Source organism: Rhodoferax sp., assembly GCF_028688795.1.
Classification (GTDB): domain Bacteria; phylum Pseudomonadota; class Gammaproteobacteria; order Burkholderiales; family Burkholderiaceae_C; genus Rhodoferax.
Genome location: NZ_JAQTXM010000014.1, coordinates 44254 through 67553 on the forward strand (window position 1 = coordinate 44254; position 23300 = coordinate 67553).

General features: G+C 57.4%; 21 protein-coding genes and 2 pseudogenes. 13 read left to right on the top strand and 10 right to left on the bottom strand.

Annotated elements, in window-relative coordinates:
• Window positions 1-144: 144 nt before the first annotated feature.
• Window positions 145-543 (top strand): c-type cytochrome, encoded by a 399-nt coding sequence (locus PHQ58_RS11900; RefSeq protein WP_300111220.1) that lies wholly within the window; start codon window positions 145-147, stop codon window positions 541-543.
• A 31-nt stretch (window positions 544-574) separates the two neighbouring features.
• Window positions 575-1597, top strand: a complete 1023-nt coding sequence (locus PHQ58_RS11905) for an FAD:protein FMN transferase (RefSeq protein ID WP_300111222.1) — start codon at window positions 575-577, stop codon at window positions 1595-1597.
• A gap of 367 nt (window positions 1598-1964) precedes the next feature.
• On the opposite strand, the gene PHQ58_RS11910 is transcribed toward PHQ58_RS11905, so the two are convergent.
• The 4 genes from PHQ58_RS11910 to PHQ58_RS11925 form a co-directional block, all read right to left on the bottom strand.
• A complete protein-coding gene (locus PHQ58_RS11910) occupies window positions 1965-2126 on the bottom strand; it encodes a hypothetical protein (RefSeq protein WP_300111223.1) in 162 nt (53 codons plus the stop codon).
• A gap of 917 nt (window positions 2127-3043) precedes the next feature.
• Complete coding sequence (locus tag PHQ58_RS11915; RefSeq protein ID WP_300111225.1) at window positions 3044-4441, bottom strand: integrase; 1398 nt, start codon at window positions 4439-4441, stop codon at window positions 3044-3046.
• 415 nt (window positions 4442-4856) lie between these two features.
• Window positions 4857-5063: a hypothetical protein gene (locus tag PHQ58_RS11920; protein WP_300111226.1), complete on the bottom strand. Its 207-nt coding sequence runs from the start codon at window positions 5061-5063 to the stop codon at window positions 4857-4859.
• An 11-nt stretch (window positions 5064-5074) separates the two neighbouring features.
• Window positions 5075-5389: a BrnA antitoxin family protein gene (locus tag PHQ58_RS11925; protein WP_300111227.1), complete on the bottom strand. Its 315-nt coding sequence runs from the start codon at window positions 5387-5389 to the stop codon at window positions 5075-5077.
• A 25-nt stretch (window positions 5390-5414) separates the two neighbouring features.
• On the opposite strand from PHQ58_RS11925, the pseudogene PHQ58_RS11930 reads away from it, so the two are divergent.
• Both PHQ58_RS11930 and PHQ58_RS11935 read left to right on the top strand, forming a co-directional pair.
• Window positions 5415-5528, top strand: a pseudogene (locus PHQ58_RS11930) (heme-binding protein); the annotation flags it as partial.
• Window positions 5529-5589: 61 nt separating this feature from the next.
• Window positions 5590-6263: pseudogene (locus tag PHQ58_RS11935) on the top strand (ankyrin repeat domain-containing protein).
• Window positions 6264-6653: 390 nt separating this feature from the next.
• Here PHQ58_RS11935 and PHQ58_RS11940 read toward each other — a convergent pair.
• The 5 genes from PHQ58_RS11940 to PHQ58_RS11960 form a co-directional block, all read right to left on the bottom strand.
• On the bottom strand, window positions 6654-7136 hold the full coding sequence (locus tag PHQ58_RS11940) for a hypothetical protein (protein ID WP_300111229.1): 483 nt from the start codon (window positions 7134-7136) through the stop codon (window positions 6654-6656).
• Window positions 7137-7410: 274 nt separating this feature from the next.
• The gene (locus tag PHQ58_RS11945) at window positions 7411-7638 is read right to left on the bottom strand and encodes an HNH endonuclease signature motif containing protein (protein WP_300111231.1); all 228 of its coding nucleotides are present in this window, start codon (window positions 7636-7638) and stop codon (window positions 7411-7413) included.
• A gap of 119 nt (window positions 7639-7757) precedes the next feature.
• The gene (locus PHQ58_RS11950) at window positions 7758-8654 is read right to left on the bottom strand and encodes a DMT family transporter (protein WP_300111233.1); all 897 of its coding nucleotides are present in this window, start codon (window positions 8652-8654) and stop codon (window positions 7758-7760) included.
• Between the two features lie 96 nt (window positions 8655-8750).
• The gene (locus PHQ58_RS11955; protein WP_300111234.1) at window positions 8751-9587 is read right to left on the bottom strand and encodes a creatininase family protein; all 837 of its coding nucleotides are present in this window, start codon (window positions 9585-9587) and stop codon (window positions 8751-8753) included.
• 124 nt (window positions 9588-9711) lie between these two features.
• On the bottom strand, window positions 9712-10059 hold the full coding sequence (locus tag PHQ58_RS11960) for a zinc ribbon domain-containing protein YjdM (RefSeq protein WP_300111235.1): 348 nt from the start codon (window positions 10057-10059) through the stop codon (window positions 9712-9714).
• A 50-nt stretch (window positions 10060-10109) separates the two neighbouring features.
• On the opposite strand from PHQ58_RS11960, the gene PHQ58_RS11965 reads away from it, so the two are divergent.
• The 4 genes from PHQ58_RS11965 (at window position 10110) to PHQ58_RS11980 (ending at window position 15180) form a co-directional block, all read left to right on the top strand.
• On the top strand, window positions 10110-10469 hold the full coding sequence (locus PHQ58_RS11965) for a DUF167 family protein (RefSeq protein WP_300111236.1): 360 nt from the start codon (window positions 10110-10112) through the stop codon (window positions 10467-10469).
• A 189-nt stretch (window positions 10470-10658) separates the two neighbouring features.
• Window positions 10659-12686: a thioredoxin family protein gene (locus tag PHQ58_RS11970; RefSeq protein WP_300111350.1), complete on the top strand. Its 2028-nt coding sequence runs from the start codon at window positions 10659-10661 to the stop codon at window positions 12684-12686.
• Between the two features lie 84 nt (window positions 12687-12770).
• Window positions 12771-14564, top strand: a complete 1794-nt coding sequence (locus tag PHQ58_RS11975) for a sensor histidine kinase (protein ID WP_300111238.1) — start codon at window positions 12771-12773, stop codon at window positions 14562-14564.
• Complete coding sequence (locus PHQ58_RS11980; RefSeq protein ID WP_300111240.1) at window positions 14548-15180, top strand: response regulator; 633 nt, start codon at window positions 14548-14550, stop codon at window positions 15178-15180. Before PHQ58_RS11975 ends, PHQ58_RS11980 begins: the two co-directional genes overlap by 17 nt.
• Window positions 15181-15183: 3 nt before the next feature.
• Here PHQ58_RS11980 and PHQ58_RS11985 read toward each other — a convergent pair whose 3' ends face one another.
• Window positions 15184-17223: a c-type cytochrome gene (locus tag PHQ58_RS11985; protein WP_300111241.1), complete on the bottom strand. Its 2040-nt coding sequence runs from the start codon at window positions 17221-17223 to the stop codon at window positions 15184-15186.
• A 210-nt stretch (window positions 17224-17433) separates the two neighbouring features.
• Between PHQ58_RS11985 and PHQ58_RS11990 the strand changes: the two genes are divergently transcribed.
• The 5 genes from PHQ58_RS11990 (at window position 17434) to priA (ending at window position 23290) form a co-directional block, all read left to right on the top strand.
• Window positions 17434-17823, top strand: a complete 390-nt coding sequence (locus PHQ58_RS11990) for a DUF1924 domain-containing protein (RefSeq protein ID WP_300111243.1) — start codon at window positions 17434-17436, stop codon at window positions 17821-17823.
• A gap of 10 nt (window positions 17824-17833) precedes the next feature.
• Complete coding sequence (locus PHQ58_RS11995) at window positions 17834-18316, top strand: diheme cytochrome c (protein WP_300111245.1); 483 nt, start codon at window positions 17834-17836, stop codon at window positions 18314-18316.
• Window positions 18317-18375: 59 nt separating this feature from the next.
• Window positions 18376-19584, top strand: a complete 1209-nt coding sequence (locus tag PHQ58_RS12000) for a cytochrome b/b6 domain-containing protein (protein ID WP_300111247.1) — start codon at window positions 18376-18378, stop codon at window positions 19582-19584.
• Between the two features lie 77 nt (window positions 19585-19661).
• Window positions 19662-20771: a uroporphyrinogen decarboxylase gene (hemE, locus tag PHQ58_RS12005; RefSeq protein WP_300111249.1), complete on the top strand. Its 1110-nt coding sequence runs from the start codon at window positions 19662-19664 to the stop codon at window positions 20769-20771.
• Between the two features lie 335 nt (window positions 20772-21106).
• The gene (priA, locus tag PHQ58_RS12010) at window positions 21107-23290 is read left to right on the top strand and encodes a primosomal protein N' (protein WP_300111251.1); all 2184 of its coding nucleotides are present in this window, start codon (window positions 21107-21109) and stop codon (window positions 23288-23290) included.
• Window positions 23291-23300 lie beyond the last annotated feature (10 nt).

Below are 23300 nucleotides of genomic sequence, written 5' to 3' on the forward strand. Positions count from 1 at the left end.
TCCATATCAAAGCATGTGATTATAAGAGTCATGTAAAATGAATGTATGTTTAAATGTATGTGTTTCAGCGCACTGAAAGGCGTGACGCACTTGCAGAAAATTTTGTCCTCGTGACGTCGTCCATTCAACCCCAGGAGTGATTCAATGAATAAACCCACCCAACTTCTTACGGCACTGAGCTTGGTTCTGTTGGCCGCTTGCGGTCAAAAAGATGCAGATACGGCTGCGCCAGCGCTTGCACCAACTGCCGCCCCGGAGCCCACACCCGTCGCCGCTCCAGTCGCTGAAAACACGGTTGGAAAGTCGGTCTATGGCAAGGTCTGCGCCATGTGCCATGCGGTTGGTGCGGCGGGTGCGCCAAAGCCGGGTGACAAGGCCGACTGGGGTCCTCGAATTGCCCAGGGCTTGCCACTGCTGCAAAAGCACGCGCTTGAAGGCTTTACGGGTGCCAAGGGCCAGATGCCCGCGCGTGGTGCTTCCCCCAAGCTGACCGACGATGAGGTCAAGGCTGCGGTGGCGTACATGGTAGATCAGTCACGCTGATCTCACTTCGAGAAATACTTTTCGTTCGCAGATGTCAAATCTTATCCAACACGGCCGACGTCGCCTGGTATTGGCTTTGCCGCTGATGGCTTTTGGCTTGGTCGTGGCGCCAGTGCAGGCCAAGGTCGATGTTTACCAATCCTCGCGAACTTTGATGGGTACGCGGGTTGACCTGACGCTGCAGAGCTTGGATACCGCCGCGCTTCCCTATGCAGCTGAGATGGCATTTGCAGAGATGGAGCGGCTGGCCAACATGATGAGCCGCTATCGCAGCACCAGCGTGCTCAATGCCATCAATCTGTCTGCGGGCCTGCAGCCCGTGCCGGTCTCCCCGGAACTGCTACAGGTACTTTTGATGGCACGCCGGGCCGGGCAGTCCAGTGGCGGCGATTTTGATGCCACGGTCGGTTCGTTGCGGAATTGGAATTTCGATCCCAGCCATCCGTCCATCCCCACAGCACGGCAGATCGCAGAGCAATTAAACCTGGTCGATCAAAAAAAGGGCTTGCTGATCGATGAACGCGCTGGCACTGCCTACCTGACAAAAAGAGGCATGCGCCTGGATTTGGGCGGGATTGCCAAACTTCCCATTCTCCAAGCTGGCATGACGCAATTGCAGGGCCTCGGGGTGGTCAACGCAATGATCAATGGCGGTGGCGACGTGTTGGTGATGGGCCAGTTGAACGGCCGCGCCTGGCGGATCGGTCTACGCGACCCGCGTCAACCCGGCAAATTGCTCGGAGCGGTCTCCTTGAACGAGGGATTTGTCGCGGCCTCCGGGGATTACGAGCGTTTTGTGATGCACCAGGGCAAGCGGATGCACCACATTCTTGACCCCAGAACCGGTTACCCGACCCAAGGACCGCATGGGGTGGCGCTTATCAGCGACCAGTTGGAGGCAATCAACGGCCTGGGTGCCGCCATCATGGTGGCGGGCGCCGATGTTGGGCGCGCCAGAGTGGCGAGCATTCCCGGACTGGATGCGCTGATCGTTGATGCCGACAGCAGCCTTTGGCTCTCGCCAGGCATGGCATCGCGTTTGGGTCGTGGCTGAAGTTTGCAGCGCTACAGCGTGACGGGCGAAGCGCTGTCTGAGGGCACCTCGATCCCGGCCTCACTCCTGTTGTTTGCACGGTCGGTCATCTCTGATGATCCGTCGTTCGCGGCCTAAGCTCGGGATCGCCGCGCACCTCATTCGGCTACAAATTAGATAGCATACCGCGATTTAATGACAAGAGAAAGATGCCTGTTTCGCTTGAACTTTGCGTTGAAACAACGCCGTCCAGCGACCGATATCAGAAGACAATGACGTAGTGCAGAGTTGCATTCTGATTGGAACTTAAGTTTTCGTTTGCCCGGATGATCTTCTGCAAAATGTCGCGAGCGCTCTGGGTCCAGATAAAAGGCTTGGGGTTCAGATTTCAATTCCCGCTACGGAAGCTACCTGGTGGCACCGCGTGGTTGACCATCTTGGAGGCGGTCTTGCGACTGATGCCAAACTTCTTTGCTGCAGCGCGTTCGCTCATGGCATCGACCATGACCGCGCGTCTGACTTTGGCGTATAGGTCCACGTCTGTGTACATCCTCTCTGCCCCTCCCGTTCCAATCTTGGACTACAGGATAGGCTTGTGACTGGTGCCCGATCACGCCGCCATCTGGCTCCTTTTTACTCCACTGACCTTGGCATGAGCGAGACGGGAGTTGAATTTCATTAACCAACGTCTAGTCAATGGTGCGTAAATTCTTCATCGTTGTGCCAATTCGATGCGCTGACTGCACTGGATGCAGTCTTTTAACAAACCTGCCTTGCTATTCGTGACTGGGGAAACAGCTTTCTTCTTGATGCTGTTGGTTACGCAATCGTCAAGAATGAACAAGCGTCACTATGCGTTGAATCTTGGCAGATGGGGCCAGTAATCGGCAACTTTCAATTGAAGACCGGGCGGATAATCGGCTCGCAACCAAGACCAGGTCTGGTCGTTGGCGGGTGCAACGATCCACGAAATCAATGCCTATTGCTGACAGGCAGACTACTGGGGTGAATGTCGGGTCTGGAGCGAGCTTTCGGGGAAGACCTACGTCAGTAACCGCTGCCCAAGAGTCCGTCGGCTGAGGAAAATGGCGTCCTCAGTTGAGCGACAGCTTCCGCGTGCCTGGGACCGATGAATGCCCAAACTGGGCGAGCACCGGCAATGACCGCTCAAGAGAACCCGACAGAAATTCCTGGCTCGCGGTGACCGACCGGTAACGCTGCACAGACGAAGTAGATCTGACTCTGAAGCAGTCACTGATATTGACGGTCAAGTCTGTTGTGGCAGTTCGACAAACCGATGATATTCGTTGCCAATGGTGCCCATCACCGAATGTGACCAATAGGCCATCAAATTCGTTGATCACACTCAAAAGTTCAACCGTTGTTGCAATTCACTGACAGCATTGTTGTGATGGAAAACCGAATGCGTTCGAATCTTCGGATCAGCATAGGAGAATACCAAACAGGTTAAACCAACCTTGCGTTTTGCGCCAAATTCGATTTTTCAGCGCTATCGTATTTTCTGATTTCAATCTTTTCATTTAACGTGTCGAGCAATGTTTGCAAAGCTTGGTGTTTTTCAATTGTGTAGTCGTAAGCGTTGTAGTGGGCGTTCTGAATGCCTGTAATGCCGTGACTTTGCAAGCGTCCCCGCGTTTCTTGGCTCACTTGCTGGTTTGCTAATAGCGTTTCCACCCCACTTCTGACACGTTTTAGCTTAAATTCATCAATGCTGGTGCCAACAGCAGCACTGGCCCATCTTGTCAGCGTAAGGGCGTTTACATGGGTTTTACCTGTTTCCGTTGTCAATGCATAGGTTCCGCTTGACTCAATGCTTTGCAATTCGGCTAAGGCTTCTGGTAAAAGCGGTACAAAATGTTCGCGTTTGACGTGATTTTTGCCCTTTGAGTCATAAATTTTGACGAATTTTTCGCTTTTATTCACATCTTGACAAAGCAGATTTACAAGTTGTTCAATACGTTGACCACCTGTTAAAAGGTGAAAGCGAAGTATTGAACCTTTAATGCCCTTCACATTTTTAATGATCATCCAGTATTGAATCATCTCAGTTGGTGTTAGCGGGTTTTTATCAGCTTGGTTCCCTTTTTTGTCTTGCACTGTCGCTAAAACCGGATTCACGATTACATTGAAGTCTTGAAATGCGATGGGAACAGATGGATCAAACTCCGCTGTCAGTGCGATTTTGTACGCTGCACCCGCATACGCTCGCAGCTTGTTGGCTGTGCGCGGCTTGCCTGCTTCTGTAAGCGTTCTAAGTATGGTTGCCACTTGCTTAGAGGTGATGGTGTTAGCTTGCGCTTTGGCTAGATCAGGAAACGCTTCAGCAACATGCAGTCTAAAAATGCCTCTCGCATCCTTATGACTCACTTGCTCTCGTGTTTGTAGCAAATCGCAGTAACCGTATAAAAGGTTTATGAGCGTGTGCTTTGCTTCGCTCTCCGCTTTTGCGACCTCTGCAACTGCAGCAGCGAGCTCGGCCAGCTTCAGCGCTGGTCTGCCACCTTCTTCTCTATGCTCGGCATGTTCAATTGCCATAGCTTCAGCAAATTTCATAGCGGCCAGGACGCTATAGCCTTTTTTTCCCGGTGTATGACTTTTAACAGGTGCAGTTGAATCGTAGATGCCGATTTTTATCCGCTCGCTTTTATTGCTTTCGCGGGTACCAACTGTATAGCGCCAGTACAACATGACAGCGCCATCACCTTGTTTCCTTGCCTGCAACGCCCCTACAGGCTTCACCTTGTCAATGGTAAAAAACGATCCTTGCTTAAGATCGTTAAGAGTCTGCCCAATCGTTTTTTTGGGTTCTAACACTTGGTCTGCTTTCGGTGAATTTTTCATCACTGCAGTGTAGTCCGCAATTCTCTTGTTGCCAGACCGGTTGCCAGACAGAGTCCGAATAGAACCGTATAAACGCAAAGTGTTGTTAAATAGTGCTATAGCGTTAGTACATTTTTAAAGTATTTTTGTGTTAAAAAACAATGACTTATGCTATTGACATCAAATCCAGCAGCTTGTAGAGTTAATTTTGCATGGTGAAAAAATGGCCATGATAGGGACTCTTAATCCGTAGGTCGAGAGTTCGAATCTCTCAGTTCCCACCAAGATAAGCATTACTGCACACCAAAGTCTACTATTAAAATGATAGTGGACTTTTCTTTGGTTTCAACATGTAGGCACGGGCGCAGGCAGGGTTTAACAATTCCACCGCGTATGCACCATGTAGGCAGATCACAGCGCCAGCAGTTCAGCCCGCCCGCTACCGGGTAAGGATGGTTTCGTAACGATCACGGAAACTACTGCGCTGAAAGAAATCTATATCAGCACTTACGGCGGCATGGCAGTGCAGCACTCGCGACAACATCACGCGACTGATGCCAATGTGCTCAACGAAGGCAGTTACGCTCACGCCCAGGTCATCAAGCCAGCCGGTCAGCAGTTTGCCAGGGTATGCGGGGTTGTGCATGTTCATGACTGCTATGACTTCACCACGCCATGCGCCACGGCGTCACGCAGCACGGCATTGATACGGGTCTGCCAGCCCGGCCCGGTTGCCTTGAATGCGTCCAGCACGTCAGCATCTACACGCATGTTCAAAGTCGGGCGCTTGACTGCCACGGGCGGCCTGCCACGGCCACGGGTGATAGTTGCCTTTTGCCAGTAGGCCGACACGGCGGCGTGGTCGTTCGGGTCATACGGCCCGGCCTGGTCATCAATGGGGGCATCAGCGGCGGCCTCACGTTTGACGCGCTCCCAGTCTGTGCCGGTGGGCTTAGTGCTAGTTTTTGGCATACAGCGTCCTTTCCTGTTTGGATGCAAGGTGGGCAATGAAGTGATTGGCGCAGGTGGTGTGGGTGGTGCACCCGGCGGCCATCTGGATGAAAAATGCGCCATGGCAGGCATTGCCAGTGTGCAAGACATGCTGAAGTAAGCCAGCTTCAACCCAACCTAGACAAGACATGGCAAGCAAAAACCCATTTCCCGTCAGGCCCATGGCCGCGCTCCTGGCCGTGGCAGCCTTTGCAGGCCCAGCCCAAGCCCAAGTGGCCCCCAGCGCGGCAGAGGCCGCGCGTTACACAGGCTTGCATGCGGCACAGCGCACAAGGGTAATTTGGTGCAGCTTAAAAAGCTGCTGGCCAGCGGTGCCAGGGTCACTGCGCGAGACCTGTTTGGCCGCACGCCAGTGCATGTGGCCACGTTTGCCAGGCAGCCAGAGGTCATACGTGCGCTGGCCTTGGCGGGCGCGAACCTTGAGCTGCTGGAAAACGACCGCTACGACGCGGTGACAGTTGCGGCGGTGGCCGATGATGAAGACACCTTGCGGGTATTGCTGGGCTTGGGCGCCAGTGCCAAGCTCATCACCAGCCGACATGACGGCACCGCGCTGATTGCGGCTGCCCACTTGGGGCACGACGGGTTGGTGAGGCAGTTGATTGCTTCGGGTGCCCCACTTGACCATGTCAACAACCTGCATTGGACAGCCATGATCGAGGCCATTGTGTTGGGCCAGGGTGGTACCAGGCATCAGGCGGTGTTACAGGCGCTGCTGGCGGCCGGTGCCAGCACCCGGTTGACCGACCGCGAGGGCAATACGCCGCTGGCGCTGGCCAAAGCCCGCGGATATGCAGCCATGGTGGGCATGTTGAAGAAGGGAGGCGCTAGGTAGGTTGTGCGGTGACGGCAATGTTCAGGGCAAACGCATCAGGGCTTCAACGGGCCAGGCCTTGTGACCACGCCTTCAGTCACCTTGCCCCCCGGTATCCATGACTGGGCAGGCATTGAAAAGAACTTTATATTTTCAAATTCGGCTGTCAGAAGATCCAGTGGCGTCAAGGCGCAAGCGGACGGGAGGTTTAGTTGCCATCAGCCGCAGTCAAGCAGGCGCCTGTGCTTGCTAGCAAACTGGCTGCACATCCTAGGTACCAATTCAAAAACCCAGCACGAAGGCTGGGTTTTTCAAAAATACAAACCAGGGTGAACAGAAATGCGATGGTTACCGCCCTTCTCCATCAGCCGCAATCAACCGGCCGAAGGCTACCACCCTGAAGGTCGCTAATTAGCGAGCCTTTTTTGCTTTGGAAGCAGGTGCTACGGATGCGACAGCTGCCGCGCCTTTTTCCATGACTGTGTCGAGCGTGCTTTCGGCAGTCGTTGCAGCGGCTTTCAGGTTCTTGGCTACAGGAGCAAAAGTTTCTGGTGCAGGATGGGCTTTTTCTACCGCATCAACCGTGCTGTGGAACTGGCCCACACTCAAGGAAGTTGCTTCTTTCAGGTTCTTGGCAAACATGGCCATGCCAGCTTCGGCGGAAGCCTTCATGATTTCAAAAGCGGCCTGAGGGTCCTTGATGTCCTTGATGGACGCCACGGTTTCAGCAATAGCAGCTTGCACTTCTTTTGCCTGATTTTGAGCCAGGTCAGCCCATGCCTTCAGGTTCTCCTGAGCTGGCTTGATAGCGTCTTGCATTGAAGTCGCATTGAATTTTGGAGCCGATTCCGACATGGTCTTGGCGATGGCTTCGAAGGGGGTGTTCTTAAACATTGGTGGGCCTTTGGTAAAAATGTTGCAGTGCAGCAATTGTAGCCGGCAATCCAGTCAGTGGCTGTTGAAATACAAAATTGGACGCGATTAGTGACGCAAGCCTATATCGACCAATCACATTCAAAGGTTTCAGAAAGTGTATTGTCGCCCCCAACAGACTTGCTATACCTTGAATGAAAGGGTCGCCAATTTTGAAGAATCGGCGCGGTCATCGGTAGCTTTGACAGTGAGCCTTTGCTGTCCATTCGTCGATTTGCGCTCGATATCGAAAAACTCAAATGGCTGAATTGAACTCACTTCGGCGCTGTACACCGCCTTCCAAAATCGATGAAGCCGTGACCGTCCCAGCGGCGTGACGCCGGTTATTGCAAACGTCATGACTGATAGCCAGGTTTTCCAAGTGGCTGTTGCCACCTTCGCTCAAGGGTTTGATGTGCTCCAGCGTCGCTGCGGCAGGGAACACATGCTCACCGCAAACCCAGCAGGGCACGACTCCGTGCATTTGCCGAGCAACCGTTTTATAAATTTTGTCGCGTGTGTGGGATAGTTTGCTCACGACTAGCAATGTACATCACTGCATCGTCCTTCAGGCTGTCATTGACGCCCCCCTGACCGACCAACTCAACGCCAAAGAATCAGCGCTGTTCCCACCACGGTCAACGTAGCGCCCACCCAGGCACCCAGGGCGGGCAGGCGTTTGAACTGAAACCACAACAGGGGCAACACCAAAATCGGTGACACCGACGACAGGATGGCAACCATGCCCACGTCACCTTTCTCCAGCGCCAGCAACACCAGTGTCATGCCCACACCCATGGCAATAAAACCATTCAAGCCGGTTTGCACCAGCACCCGCAAGGTAGGCGGCGTGTGGGCGCGCGCCGCCTGCAAGCCTGCCGCCAGCAGCACAAAATGGGCACAAGTGGCCACGGTGACACGCACCGCAGAAGCCATCACCGGATCAACCTGCATGGCCATCACCGGTTTTGCGATAAGCGAGCCCACCGCCTGGCACAACGCCGCCACCAGCGCCAGCGCCACACCCGCGCCCACGTGGCCCCGGTCAGCTTCCCAGGCATGGGTTTCGTCCTTGTGGCGGCCCAGCACAATGGCCAGCATCACGCCAGCCAGCGTCAACACGGCGCCAGCCAGAGCCTGCAAATTCATGCGTTCACCCAGCCAGACGAAGCCCAAAGCGGCGCTGAATGCCGCGTGGGTGGCAAACAGCACCCCGGCACGACGAGGCCCTAGCCGGTTCATGGCGGCAAACAACGCGGTGTCGCCAACAAAAATGCCAATCAACCCGCTGATGGCCATGACGCCCCAGGCGTGGCTGTCAAAACTGTCCCATGTGCCGTTGAATGCCACCACCGTCCACAGCATGAATGCCACCATCAGCATGCGCCAGCGGGTGAAGGCAAAAGCGCCCAAATGGCGCGCCGGCATCACAGACATGACACTACCCATCGCCCAGCAAGCGGCCGCACCCAAAGCGAACAGGTCGTAGGTGGCCATCATGGGAGCATCAATTCGTTCTGGGTGGCTTCCACAACGCCGACGTGTACCGGCCATGGTCGGTGCACGTCGGCCCTACAGCACACACTCACTGCTTGCTTAGGGACAGGCACGCAATGTGTCATCGGGCAAACGGTCAATTTCTGCCAGCAGTTGGGCCAGTGCCTGCGCTGCCGAATTGACCATGGCGTGGCCTTTGTCAGCCGTGGCGTTGGCCGCGTTACCAACAGCGCCGGCCGGGTTGTAGTCTTGCATTTGCCAACCCAGCTTGGCGCTTTTGCCGTTGCCCAGAATGGCAAACTGCTGCGCCCGGTCTTGCGAGGTAGAGTGGAAATCTTGCGCCTTCGCCATGTCCACATGCGCGGGGTCAAGCGCCAGCATCATCGAGGTCTCGATGTCGCCGGCGTGAATGCCAAAGCGGTGCTCTTGTGGGCTGAACAGCGCGTTGACATCGCCGCCTTGGGCGTCCAGCAACGGCAGGTTGAACCAACTCACGCTGTACACCAGCATGTTCAGGCGGGCGCGCAGGTCACGCGCCACCAGGTCCATCACACCGACGTTGCCGCCGTGCGCATTAAACAGCACCAGTTTTTGGATGCCGCTGGCCGCCACGGACTCGGCAATGTCGGTCCAGAGACGGATCACGGTCTCGGTTTTCAGGCTCAGGGTGCCGGCAAAGCGCGCATGCTCCGGGCTCAGGCCCACGGCCTGGGTGGGCAAAAAAACCACCTTCAAATCAGCGACCAAGAACGGCAAAGCGGCTTTCACAATGCCATCCATAAGCACCGTGTCGACACTCAGCGGCAGATGCGGGCCATGCTGCTCAATAGCGGCGACCGGCAGCACCGCAATGGTGTGTGCGGCATCACCACAAGCGCGTAAGCGCTCGAAGTCCATCGTGGTAAGGTCAGCCCAGAAGCGTGAAGATGGGGTCATCGTGGAACATCCGGTTTTAAGCCAACAAAACTGTCAGGAGAAACACAAGTGCCAGCTTGAAGAGAGGGCTTGAAGTGAAGACGGCCCATGCCCAGCGCTGGGGCAAAGATCACGCAATTAGGGCTCAGGCCTTCTTCATGAATTCAGCTTTGAGCATGAACGCACCCTGATCTGTCTTGCAATCGACCTCATGGTCGCCCGCGCCCTCAGGTAAGCGGATGCCTTTGATCTTGGTGCCTTTTTTCAGCACGATGGACGAGCCCTTGACCTTCAGGTCTTTGATCAAAATCACGGTATCACCATCGGCCAGCGGATTGCCGTTGGCGTCTTTGATGGGGCCACTGTCAGCCTCACCTTCAGAGGCAGCAGCGGCCTGAGGCCATTCAAAGCCGCAATCCGGGCAGACGTAGTTATCGCCGTCCGGGTAAGTGTTTTCAAGAGAACATTGGGGACAGGAAGGCAAATTGGACATGGCGTAGAGACTCAAAAGGACGCAATTGTAGAGGTCGCTATCATCCAGCCATGACTGAAAAACGCGCACGCAACCTGACCGGCGACAGCTTCTTTGCATGGGACGGTGACGTGCTGGTGGTGAACATTCTGGGCAAACCCAGCGCCAGCAAAGACGCTATAGGCAAACCAAAAGGTACACAACTCAAGGTCAGCGTCACTGCAAAACCCCTGAACGGCAAGGCCACCGACCACATGGTTCGCTTTCTTGCGCCGCTGTTTGGCGTGAGTGTGTCAGCCATTGAGGTGGTGTTCGGGCAGGAAAATGTCAACAAGCAATTGCGCATCAAGGCCCCGTCCAAACTGCCAGCGGTCTTTGCCAAACCAGCAGAGCAGTCCTCACTGTTTTCGTCTGACAACGCCGACGCGTAGCGCGCGGCAACATCCCCCCGGAACTTTGCCATCAGCCACGCATCTTATCTAAATATGACATTCAACACACGCTTGGCGCAGCGTTTCAACGCTCTATTTTTTATAGCTGCTTGCGCAATATCTACGGGGGCTATAGGCCAAAATTCCATAAATTATTTGGTCACCACCGAACAGGTGCGTGCCGAGTTGATGGCGCACGCGCCTGATGGCGTTGACCCTGGCAAAACTGTCTGGGTGGGTTTACAACTCGCTCACCAGCCACATTGGCACACTTACTGGAAAAACTCCGGCGACTCAGGCCAGCCCACCACGCTGGAGTGGAAGTTGCCGCCCGGCGTGCTGGCCGGCGACATTGCCTGGCCGGTGCCACAAAAATTGCCAATTGGCAACCTGGCCAACTATGGTTATGAAGGCACGGTGTTGTTGCCCGTGCCACTCACCATCACGCCAGACTTCAAACCCTCCGCGTTAAGCCCCGAACTGGAAATCAAGCTGCAAGCCAGCTGGCTGGTGTGCAAACTTGAGTGTGTGCCGCAAGACGGTGAATTTGTGCTGCGGATTCCCGTGCGGAGCTCCACCGGCATCAACGGCGCACAGTTTGATGCCGCCTTCAAAGCCTCACCAAAACCACTCAAGGACGCTGGCAGCATCCAGATCAAAGACCACACCCTGTACGTCTCTGTGGCCGGCCTGCCCACCAGCCTGCAAGGTAAAATCCTGGATTTTTTCCCTGAAACCCCCGAGGTGATTGAAACCGCTGCCCAGTGGACACAAAGCTGGCAGGGCGCGGTGTGGACAGCGGCTGTGCCGATCTCAAAGCAGCGCAGCGCCAGCCCGGAGGTGATGCCGCTGGTGCTGGCCGGCGTGGCCGGTAAAGAGCGCCTGGGCTTCACCGTACAGACCAAAGTCAGTGGCAACTGGCCGGCCATGGCTCCGCTGGGTGGCGCTGCAGCCACACCGGCTAACGTCAGCCCCTCTGCCGCCAGCGCGCCTGTCGGTGCTGCGGCAAACCTGCCCACATCGCTCTGGCTGGCCCTGCTCGGTGCGCTCTTGGGCGGCATGATCCTAAACCTGATGCCCTGTGTGTTCCCAGTGCTGGCCATCAAGGTGGTGGGCTTTGCACGCCATGGCACCAACCAGCGCCGCCAGCGCGTGGGTGGGCTGGCCTACAGCGCGGGTGTGGTGCTGTCATTTGTCGCCTTGGGCGCGCTGATGCTTGCCTTGCGTGGCGCGGGCGAGCAACTGGGTTGGGGCTTTCAGCTGCAGTCACCCGCCGTGGTGGCGGCCCTGGCCGTGTTGTTCACCGTGATTGGGCTCAATTTGGCTGGTTTGTTTGAGTTTGGCCAATTTGTGCCCAGCAGCGTGGCCTTGCTGGAGGCAAAAAACCCGTCGGTGGATGCGTTTTTGTCGGGCATTCTGGCTGTGGTGATTGCCTCGCCCTGCACGGCGCCGTTCATGGGTGCCTCGCTTGGTTTGGCGCTGGCCTTGCCCGCCGCGCAGGCGCTGGCCATTTTTGCAGCCATTGGTGTGGGTATGGCGCTGCCGTATCTGGCGGCCAGTTGGTCACCCGCGCTGGCCCGCCTGTTGCCGCGTCCCGGGGCCTGGATGGACACCTTCCGACACGCCATGGCGTTCCCGATGTTCGCCACCGTGGTCTGGTTGGTGTGGGTGTTGGGCCAGCAAAGCGGCATTGACGGGGCTACCGCCCTGCTGGCCTTGCTGCTGGCGCTGGCCCTGATGATCTGGGCGTTCGGCTTGCGCGGGCGTGGTCGCTTCTTTGTTGCTACTTTTTCAATAGCTGTTCTCGCACTATTGACGGTTGCTATAGGCCAAAATGTCACTAAGCTTTCAGAAAATCCAGACACCGCTACCAGTACTGCACTGTGGCAACCTTGGGCGCCGGGCAAGGTGGACCAAGTGCTGGCCACGGGTGTGCCGGTGTTTGTGGATTTCACCGCCGCCTGGTGCGTGACTTGCCAGTACAACAAAAAAACCACCTTGGCCAATGCCGAGGTACTGGCCGACTTTGCCGCCAGAAAAGTCACCCTGTTGCGCGCCGACTGGACGCGCCGCGACCCGGCCATCACCGCTGCGCTGGCACAACTGGGACGCAACGGCGTGCCGGTGTATGTGCTGTACCAAACTGGCCGGGCACCCGTGGTTCTGTCCGAGATTTTGTCGGTCAGTGAAGTTCACAAGGCACTGGAAAGTTTGTAAGACGCCAGGGGTGGCATAGGTCAGTGCCGAGCTTGCGTTGTCTGAATACGCCATGCCATTGCCCCCACCGCACTGAAGCACATCATGGCCAAGCGTTCTTCTTTTCTTTTCAAGGCAGTTTTCATCCTGCTGGGTGCGTGCAGCTTTGGCCAAACACCAGTGCTTGCCAAAGAAGTTGTCATTGGTGTGTTTGCTTACCAGGGCGAACGCGAGTCGACCGCAGACTGGTCGCCCGTGCTCAGTTACCTCAATGGCGCATTGCCTACCTACCAGTTCCGTCTGGCTAATTTTGATGCCGGCGGGCTGCGTGCGGCGATTGCGCAGCAGCGCGTGGACATGGTCATTACCAACCCCGGCTACTACGTCGCCATGGAGTATGAGTTCGGACTGAGCCGGATTGCCACCCTGACCTCACCGCAGGCCCTGTCCCCCGCCAAGGCGATTGGTTCGGTGGTCATTGTTCGCGCCGACCGAAGCGACTTAAAAGCGTTGTCAGATTTGAGTGGCAAACGCCTGGCCGCTGTGGCACCGCAGGCCTTTGGCGGCTATCTGGTGGTGGCGCGTGAGCTGCTGCGCCAAGGCATCGATCCGGAATCCGACCTCAAGGAAATACGCTTTATGGGCTTGCCAATGACGCAAATCATTGCGGCCGTGCAAAGCGGTGCCGTAGATGCCGGGGTGATCCGCACCTGTCTGGCTGAACAACTGGCGCACCAGGGAGCACTCCGCATGGCAGACTTCCGGGTGCTGTCACCGCGCCACGAGGACGGTTTTGAGTGCGCCTTGTCGACACCGCTTTACCCTGACTGGCCGATTGCCGTCACCCGCACCACCGATCACAAGCTGGCCAAGCGGGTCGCCCGGGCACTCCTGGCGATGCCTGACACACCCGGCGGCCTGAGTTGGTCAGTGCCTGCAGACTACCAGCCGGTGCATGAGTTGTACCGCACACTTCGCATGGAACCCTACGCCTTCCTTCGGGAAAACACACCAAAAGCCTTGCTCCATCGCTTCTGGCCCTGGCTGCTGGGCTTTTTGCTGGTGTTGGTGGCCTGGGCCATCCACACCTTTCGGGTTGACAAGCTGGTGCTACGCCGAACGGCACAACTGCGTGAGTCACTGAATGCCCGCGAAGCCGCTGAAGCGCGCATGCGGGGCCATCAGGAACAAATGGAGCACCTGTCGCGCCTGTCCATCCTGGGTGAACTCTCCAGCAACCTGGCGCATGAGATAAACCAGCCGCTCACCACCATCGGAAATTACGCGCGCAGCGTGTTGCGTCGTCAAGCCGATGGCCGACTGAGCCCTGAGGCGGTGTTGGAGGCCTGCACTGAAATTGACAACGAGGCGCAACGCGCCAGCGGCATCGTGCGACGCATTCGCCACTTTGCCCGCAAGCGCCCCGCGGTCCGCGAGCCGGTCGACGTGGCGCAACTGGCCGCCGAAGCACGTCGTTTGCTGCTGGGCATGCTGATGCACCCGCCCGCCATCCTCATTGAAGACGTGACCGGCACGGGCTGCGACGTCTTGGCCGACGGGCCGCAGATTCAGCAGGTCTTGCTCAACCTGCTCAAAAATGCCATCGATGCCGGTCGCGACCTGCCCACTGAGCGCCAGGGTATTTTTCTGCGCATCGAAAGCGTAGAAAATCGGCAACTGGTGCATGTCATTGACCAGGGCTGTGGGCTGACGCCGGACGACCTGAGTCACCTGTTTGAACCCTTTTTCACCACCAAGCCAGACGGCTTGGGGCTGGGCTTGCCGATCTGCAAAACCATCATCGAAGCACACGGCGGTCGCCTGTGGGCTGAGATGAACCCGCAAGGCCCCGGCATGTGTTTCTCTTTTTCCCTACCTTGCCATGTTACACCTGCCTGAACAACCGATCGTCTATGTCGTTGACGACGACCCGGCACTGTGCCGCTCGCTGCGTTTTCTGCTGGAGTCGGTTGGCTGGACCGTACAACTGTTCTCCTCTGCGGCCGAATTTTTGCCGGTAGCCAGCGTGCTGTCGCGTCCTTGCTGCCTGCTGCTCGATATCCGGATGCCCGGCATGAGTGGGCTGGAATTGCAGCAGGTGCTGCATGCGCGCGGGTTTGCCGTCCCCGTTCTATTCATGACCGGGCACGCCGATGTGTCCATGGCCGTTCAGGCCCTGAAATCAGGGGCTTTTGATTTCATCGAAAAACCGTTCAACGACCAAAAAGTACTGGATTCGGTAGCGGCCGCCATGCGGCACTGCACCGACACGCTGGATGAGGCACAGCGCCGTGATGTGGCGCAACTGGCCCTGACCCACCTGTCGCCACGCGAGCGCGAGGTAGCGCAATTGGTGGCCCTAGGCCGACCCAACAAGTTGATTGCCAGCGCCCTGAACATCAGTGAAAAGACAGTGCACATCCACCGCCAGCACATCATGGAAAAGGCTGGCATCTCATCGGCGGCCGAACTGGCCCGCCTGATGCTGCGGGCCAACCCGGATGCCCTGGACTAAGGCTTAATAACGCGCATCTGCCGGTTTGCCACCTTTGGGCCAGTCATTGGCTTTTCCAGCAAAATCCGGGCGCGGCATGTGCGAGAAATAGTGCGCCACATCCACCGCGTCCTGATCGCTCAGGTTACCCTGCGCCAACGGGAACTTCTGGCCGTGCCCCATCACCATGTTGGCCTTGACGAAGGCCGCAGCGGTGTAGGTTCTGGCCATGCCGGCCCCAATGTTGAATGAGGCGTCACCCCACAAGGCTGGGAAAGCGACGTTGCCGTCCGCCTGCTTCATGCCCTGGCCATCCTGACCATGGCAAACGGCGCATTGGTCGCCGTAAACCCTTTTGCCGTTGTCCGGGTTGGCCACCAGGGTCTTGTCAATCTTCTCGGTGCCACGTCCGGGCACCTTGTCGCCCATCTTGACACTGCCTTGCATCCAGTCGGTGTAAGCCACCATGGCCTTCATCTCGGCTGAGGTTTTGGCCAGCGGTTTGCCGTTCATGGAGCGTTTAAAGCAGCCGTTGATGCGGTCTTCCAGATCAATCACCCGACCCGCCCGGGGCGCTTCCGACGGAAAGAAAGCAGAGATGCCGACAAACGGCGAGCCTTTGGCCACCGTGCCGCCATTCAAGTGGCAACTGGAACAATTCAACTCATTGCCCACATGCTCTGGCAACAAGGCTTTGGTTTGTGTCATCAGGCGCATGCCCTGAATAAGTTGATCGGCATTCGGGCGCTCAAGCAGTGCGGCAAATCGTGGTGTGACAAATTTTGACGGTTCAGCTGGCTTAAGCTTGAGTTCATCACGAATCTTGCGCACCTGATCGACGCTGACCGGCTCACCCTGGTTTCCCCATTTGGTGCGCACGAATGTGGCAATCTCGGCAATTTCGCGGTCATCCAGGCTGCTGTAGCCCGGCATGCCAAAGGCGCGTGGCGTGGTTTGTGTCACTGCAGACTGCCAGCCGCTAAGCATGATGTGGATCACCGAGGTGGCGTCTTTGGCTTGAACCGAAGTATTTTGGGCCAATGGCGGAAAGATGTCGCCCACTCCCAGGCCGTCACGGCGGTGGCAGGTCGAACAAAACTGCACATAGCCCAGTCCGCCACGCGTTTTGTAAAGCTCTTGCGCACTGGCTTGCGTGACAACTGCGGGCGCTTTACGGCCATTGGCTGCATCACCTGCAGGCAGGGATTTCAGATACTCAGCCAGCGCATTCAGATCAGCATCGGTAAAGTACTGCGTGCTGTGCTGAATCACCTCCGTCATGCTGCCAGAAGCCGCACCAAAACTGTTGCGCCCGGTTTTCAGAAAACGCACCGTCTCAGGCACGGTCCAAAGGTCACGCAGGTTGACCGCATGCCAGGCTTCAAAGGTAAAACCCGAAAGATAGAGTTTTCCAGACGACTCGGCATCACCCATGGCTTTTTCCTGGAAGGCGAGGCCACGCGGCGTGTGACAGGAGCCGCAGTGGCCCAGCCCTTGCGCAAGATACGAACCCCGATTCCATAAGGCTGATTTGGCCAAATCTGGCTTGAACACCTCATCGTCCAGGAACACCGCTTTCCACAGGCTCAAGCCCCAGCGCATGCTGAATGGCCACTTCATGGTGCTGGGCGTGTTGGCCTGCTGAACGGGGGGCACGCCGTGCTGCAGGTAGGCGAAGAGGGCTTGCATATCGTCGCTTGTTATCTTGGCATACGACGGAAACGGCATGGCAGGGTAAAGATTGTGCCCATCGGCAGCCACGCCCTTGCGCATGGCCTGATCAAACTGGGCGTAGCTGTACTTGCCGATGCCAGTGCTGGCGTCCGGTGTGATGTTGGTCGAGTAAATCACGCCAAACGGGCTGCTAAGTGCCAGACCTCCTGCCATGGGTTTGCCGTTTGCTGCGGTGTGGCACGCCACACAGTCGCCCAGCCGGGCAACGTATTCACCGCGCTTGATTTGCTCGGCGGGAGGATCAGAAGCCGCCATTGCAGAGGCGCTCAGCAGCGCCAACAGCGTTGGCAAATAGACGCGCAGATGGCGCAAGACAGATCGAAAATTCATGGGACACCTTCATGACAGACAGGTGTCCAGCTTATGCCGTTTGACCTCATTGCGACATTGGAAGATCAGTCCATCGAGCTAGGAACATTTACCTATGCCAGCGACCGACAACCGCCGCATGGCTACGCGCGATCTCCGACAACCACGCCCGCTAAGACTTCCTTAAGACTCGCCCCTTAAGCTTCAACCACGTTAACAAAAAGGTTAAGCATGCACACCAAACGCTCCACATCCCACTTGCTGGCCTGCCTGGCCATCGCATTGCCACTGGCCGCTGCAGCCAACCCCATCCTGGATGGCTACAAGGCAGAGATCAAAGGCACGTTCACCGCCGCCGCAGGCGAAAAACTGTACAAAACCGTGGGACCCAACCAACTGTCCTGTGCGTCGTGCCATACCGACTCACCCAAAAATGTCGGCAAACACGCCAAGACCAACAAGGTCATTGACCCCATGGCCCCCAGCGTCAACCCTAAGCGTTTCACAGACGTGACCCAGGTTGAAAAGTGGTTCAAGCGCAATTGCAACGACGCTTTGGGCCGAGCCTGCACCACGCAGGAAAAAGGCGACTTCATGACTTATGTGTTGTCGGTCAAATAAGGAGCGCACCATGACATTTTTCAAACCTCTTTTGCTGGCCGTGCTGGCTGCAGCCTCTTTGGGCGTCCAGGCCAAATACAACGGTGAAGACCGTGGCAAACCCGTGATGCCATCCACGAGCAACGCCAAAATGCAGGCCGAATGCTCGGGTTGCCACATGGCCTACCCAGCTGGCTTGCTACCTGCCGCCTCTTGGAAAAAAGTCATGACCGGGCTGGACAAACACTTTGGCACCGACGCCTCGCTGCCCACCGCCGACACCAAAGAAATCACCGACTACCTGGTGAAGTACAGCTCCAACCGCTGGACCGCCAACACAGCCCCGCTGCGCATCACCGAGAGCGAATGGTTCAAATCCAAGCACAACAGCCGCGAGATCAACCCGGCGGTGTGGAAGCGCGAATCGATCAAAAGTCCCGCCAATTGCTCAGCTTGCCACAGCGCTGCCGCTCAAGGCGACTTCAACGAAGATCGCATTCGCATCCCCAAATAGGCTGATTGAACACGTGCGTTTCTGATTTGAGTCACCGGCCTTTTCCAGAGAGTTCCCCCATGCGACCCACCCTGATCTGGGACCTGCCCACCCGCCTATTTCACTGGGCGCTGGCCAGCAGCTTTGCTCTGGCGTGGCTCACCAGCGACAGCGATCCGTGGCTCGCGGTTCATGTGTTCGTGGGTTATTTGATGCTGGGGCTGGTGGGCTTTCGATTGGTCTGGGGCTTGGTGGGTTCACATTTTTCGCGCTTTGCCAGTTTCTGGTTTGGCCCAAAAGCGGCTCTGGAATACCTTAAACAAGTGGCAAAAGGCCGTGCGCCACGCCATGTCGGGCACAACCCCACAGGCAGCTTGGCGATTTACATCTTGTTGGGCCTGTCTGTGTTGGTGGGGCTGACCGGCGTTCTGACCCTGGGCGGTGACGAACAACAAGGGCTGGCTGCGGGGTGGTTCAGCTTTGCCCAGGCGCGGATACTGAAAGAGCTGCATGAACTCGGCGCCATCGCCATGCTTGTGGTGGTCATTGGCCACATCACCGGCGTGGTGGTGGAAAGCCTTCTGCACAAGGAAAACCTGGCGCGCTCGATGGTCACGGGGTTCAAACAAGCCGACGCTGGCACGCCCAAAACCAATGCGCGCCCGTTGGTGGCCGTGTTGATGCTGTTGGCCATGCTGGGCTTTGGCGGCTGGTGGTTCACCTACGCGATTGACAGGCAGATCGACACTCAAACCTGGAACACCCGACTGGAAAGCGGCACGGTTGAGGAGCCCCATGTGAAATTTGTCGGCAAACAGTTGCCCGACAACCCGCAGTGGCGCGACGAGTGTGGCAGCTGTCACAACGTGTTTTACCCCGCACTGTTGCCCGCACGTTCGTGGCAAAAAATGATGACCGAGCAAGACAAGCACTTCGGCACCGATCTGGGCTTTGACAAAGCCACCAGCGATGCCATTTTGAAATTCATGGTGGACAACGCCGCCGAAAAACACGCCGTTGAAGCTGCCTATAAGATAGAGCAGTCTATTGCCGCCACAGACACGCCTTTGCGCGTCACCGAGACGCCTTATTGGGTCAAAAAGCACCGTGAAATCGCCGCGTCCGACTGGGCCAACCCGCTGGTCAAGAGCAAAACCAATTGTGCTGCCTGCCACAGCGATGCCGATAACGGCACGTTTGAGGACGGCGCCATGCACATCCCCGCGGCACCCAAAGCAGTTACGTCGGCTGCCGTAGCAGCGCCCGTGCCTGCTGCATCCAAGCCGTAACCGTCTCACATAAGCGCTACGGGCCTCGCAATGCAGCGTGGCATGGCCTCTGGCTCGTGGCTTGCGATAATCAAGCCATGAACATTTCCACATCCTCCTACGCGCCCCTCAAGAACGACACATTCCTGCGCGCCTGCCTGCGCCAAGCCACGGACCACACGCCGATCTGGATGATGCGCCAAGCCGGGCGCTTTCTGCCTGAATACCGCGCCACGCGCGCCAAGGCCGGCAGCTTCATGGGTCTGGCCACCAACACCGACTTCGCCACCGAAGTCACCTTGCAGCCGCTGGAACGCTTCCCGATTGATGCCGCCATTTTATTCAGCGACATCCTGACCGTGCCAGACGCCATGGGCCTAGGGCTGTCATTTGCCCTGGGCGAAGGCCCCAAATTTGCTTCACCCGTGCGCGATGAAGCGGCCGTTGCCAAGCTGGAGGTGCCCGACATGGCCAAGCTGCAGTACGTGTTCAATGCGGTCACCTCCATTCGCAAGGCGCTCAACGGCCGTGTGCCCTTGATTGGTTTCAGCGGCAGCCCCTGGACATTGGCCTGCTACATGGTTGAAGGCGCAGGCTCTGACGACTACCGCTTGGTCAAGACCATGATGTACAGCCGCCCTGACCTGATGCACAAGATGTTGCAGATCAATGCCGATGCGGTGGCGCTTTACCTCAACACCCAGATTGAAGCCGGTGCGCAAGCCGTGATGGTGTTTGACAGCTGGGGGGGCGTGCTGGCCGACGGCGCGTTCCAGGAATTCAGCCTGGCTTACACACGCCGGGTGCTGGCGCAGCTGCATAAAACCTGGGACGGTGCGCGTATTCCCAGCATTGTGTTCACCAAGGGTGGCGGCCTGTGGCTTGATGAGATGGAGCAACTCGACTGCAACGCGTTGGGCGTGGATTGGACAGTCAATCTGACCAAGGCCCGCGCCATTGTGGGCGGTAGCAAGGCCCTGCAGGGCAACCTGGACCCCAATGTGTTGTTTGCCCAACCCGCCCAAATCGAGGCCGAAGTGCTGAAAGTGCTCAACGCCTTTGGCACACCGCACACTGGCGACGGCGAAGGCCCGACCCATATCTTCAATTTGGGCCACGGCATCAGCCAGTACACCCCGCCAGAACATGTCGCGGCGCTGGTGCAGGCGGTGCACAGCCACTCCAAACTGATGCGCGGCGCTTGCTAGGGCACGTGCCACGGCTTAGCACTTTTTTGCTGTTTTCAGGTTCAAAAAGAGAAAATACTTTTGTACTTATGCACAAAATGGTTGATGCAGAGCAATAACCCTCTGGTCGACCATGGGACTTGCTAGCAAACCCATAGCGATAGCAAGTGCTTGATTTATATAGGTTTTTAAAATTGCCTTTTTTCTGTGCAGGCTAAGCGAAGCCTTGATTTCCAAGGCTTCGCAGGCTTTGTTGACGATCTATCAACAAAGTTATCCACAGAAAACATGAATGACTTACAAAACCCCTAAAAATCAAGCACTTAACGGCATTTCCGCAAGTTCACTTCAACAACATGACGCAAACGCCACCGCGCCTGGGCACCCTGACACCGGTGCTGGTGCATACCCCGGCCTACAGCCAAATGGCGGGTGCGCTGACCTATTTAAGCGACAGCCCCCTGCCCCCAGGCACCTTGGTGCGCGTGCCGCTGGGCCAACGCGAACTGCTGGGCGTGGTCTGGGACACCGCCCCACAAGATGGCGCAACTAGCCCGCTTGATCCGGCCAAATTGCGACCCATTGCCGCTGCGTTGGACGCCCTACCCCCTTTGAGCGCCAATTGGCGCGCCCTGATCAGCTTTGCTGCCAGCTACTACCAGCGTGCTACCGGTGAAGTGGCCTTGGCCGCCCTGCCGCCGCAGCTGCGCGACATGAGCAGTGTGCAACTGGCCCGCAAACTGAAAAAGCTGGCCAAAGCGGCGCATGTGCCAAGCAACCCAGCACACCGGCAAGACACCTCTGCTGGGCTCGCACAGGGGCTAAGTGCAGCACAAAGTGCTATTTATTCAATAGTGCTTAGCGCAGAGCAGACAGGGGCTATAAGTCAATTTCATCAAAATTCTGGGCCGTTCCTGCTGTTTGGCGCCACCGGCAGCGGCAAAACCGAGGTGTTTATGCAATGCACGGCTGAGTTGCTGGCCAATTCGCCCAACGCCCAAGCGCTGGTGATGGTGCCCGAGATCAACCTGACGCCGCAGCTTGAAGAGCGCTTCAAGGCACGTTTTTGCGCGCTGTATGGCGAAGACACCGTGGTGTCGATGCACAGCGGCATGACCCCGGCACAGCGCTTGAACAGTTGGCTGGCGGCGCACAGCGGGGCCGCACGCATTGTGCTGGGCACCCGCATGGCGGTGTTTGCATCCATGCCACAACTCAAACTGATCATCGTCGATGAGGAGCATGACCCCAGCTACAAAAGCAACGAAGGTGCCCGCTACTCGGCGCGTGACCTGGCCATTTACCGCGCCCGCCTGGAGGGCGCCAAAGTCATGCTGGGCTCGGCCACACCCTCGCTGGAAAGCTGGCACCACAGCCGCCCAGCCGCAGAGGGCGGACGCTATATGCGGCTGGACATGCCCAGCCGCGTTGGCAGTGGCCAGTTGCCCTTGGTGCGCCGGGTTGACATGAACCACCAGGCCAAATCGTGCGTGATTTCGCCTCCCTTGCTGGCGGCGATTGCCGAGCGAATCGCCCGCGGTGAACAAAGCATGGTGTTCCTGAACCGGCGCGGCTATGCCCCGGTGCTGCAGTGCACCGACTGCGACTGGAAAAGTGAGTGCCCCAATTGCAGCGCCTACCGCGTCTTTCACAAAATTGACCGCACACTGCGTTGTCACCACTGCGGTTTTTCTGAACGCGTGCCACGCGCCTGCCCAGCCTGCGGCAACCCTGACATTGCGCCGCTCGGGCGCGGCACCGAGCGCCTTGAGGAACACTTGGCCGAATTGTTGACAGGGGTGCTGCGCCCCGACGGCCAGCCAGTGCGCATTGTGCGTATTGATGCCGACACCACCCGCCTCAAAGGCGCCCTTGAATCGCAACTGGCCCAAGTGCACACGGGCGAGGTCGATGTGCTGGTGGGCACCCAAATGATCGCCAAGGGACACGACTTTCGCCGCATCACCCTGGTGGCCGCCGTCAACCCGGACAACGCCTTGTTTTCAAGCGATTTCCGGGCGCCTGAGCGCTTGTTCAGCCTGCTGATGCAGGCTGCAGGCCGGGCCGGGCGCGACTCGGCGGTGGCGGGCAGCAGTGAGATGTGGCTGCAAACCTTTCACCCCACACACCCCTTGTTTGAGGCTTTAAAAAAACATGACTACCCGGCCTTTGCGGCCTCGCAGCTCAAGGAGCGCCAGCAAGCGGCCATGCCACCGTTCAGCTTTCAGGCGCTGGTGCGCGCCGAGGCACGCACACAAGAAATTGCCCAAGGTTTTTTAAACCTGGCCAGCCAGGCAGCCGCTCAGCAAAGCGACACCGCAGCCCTGCTGGCCCACCTGACGCTCTATCCGGCTGTGCCCATGAGTATTGCCCGCATTGCCAACATCGAGCGTGCTCAGATGCTGGTGGAAAGCCCGTCACGCGCCGCGCTGCAGCGGTTTTTGACGGCTTGGCAAGGCGTGTTGCACAGCACCCGCCAATTGCCCGATTGCAAGGGTGTGATGCGCTGGGCGATTGATGTGGACCCGCTCAACATCTGAACGCGGTGCC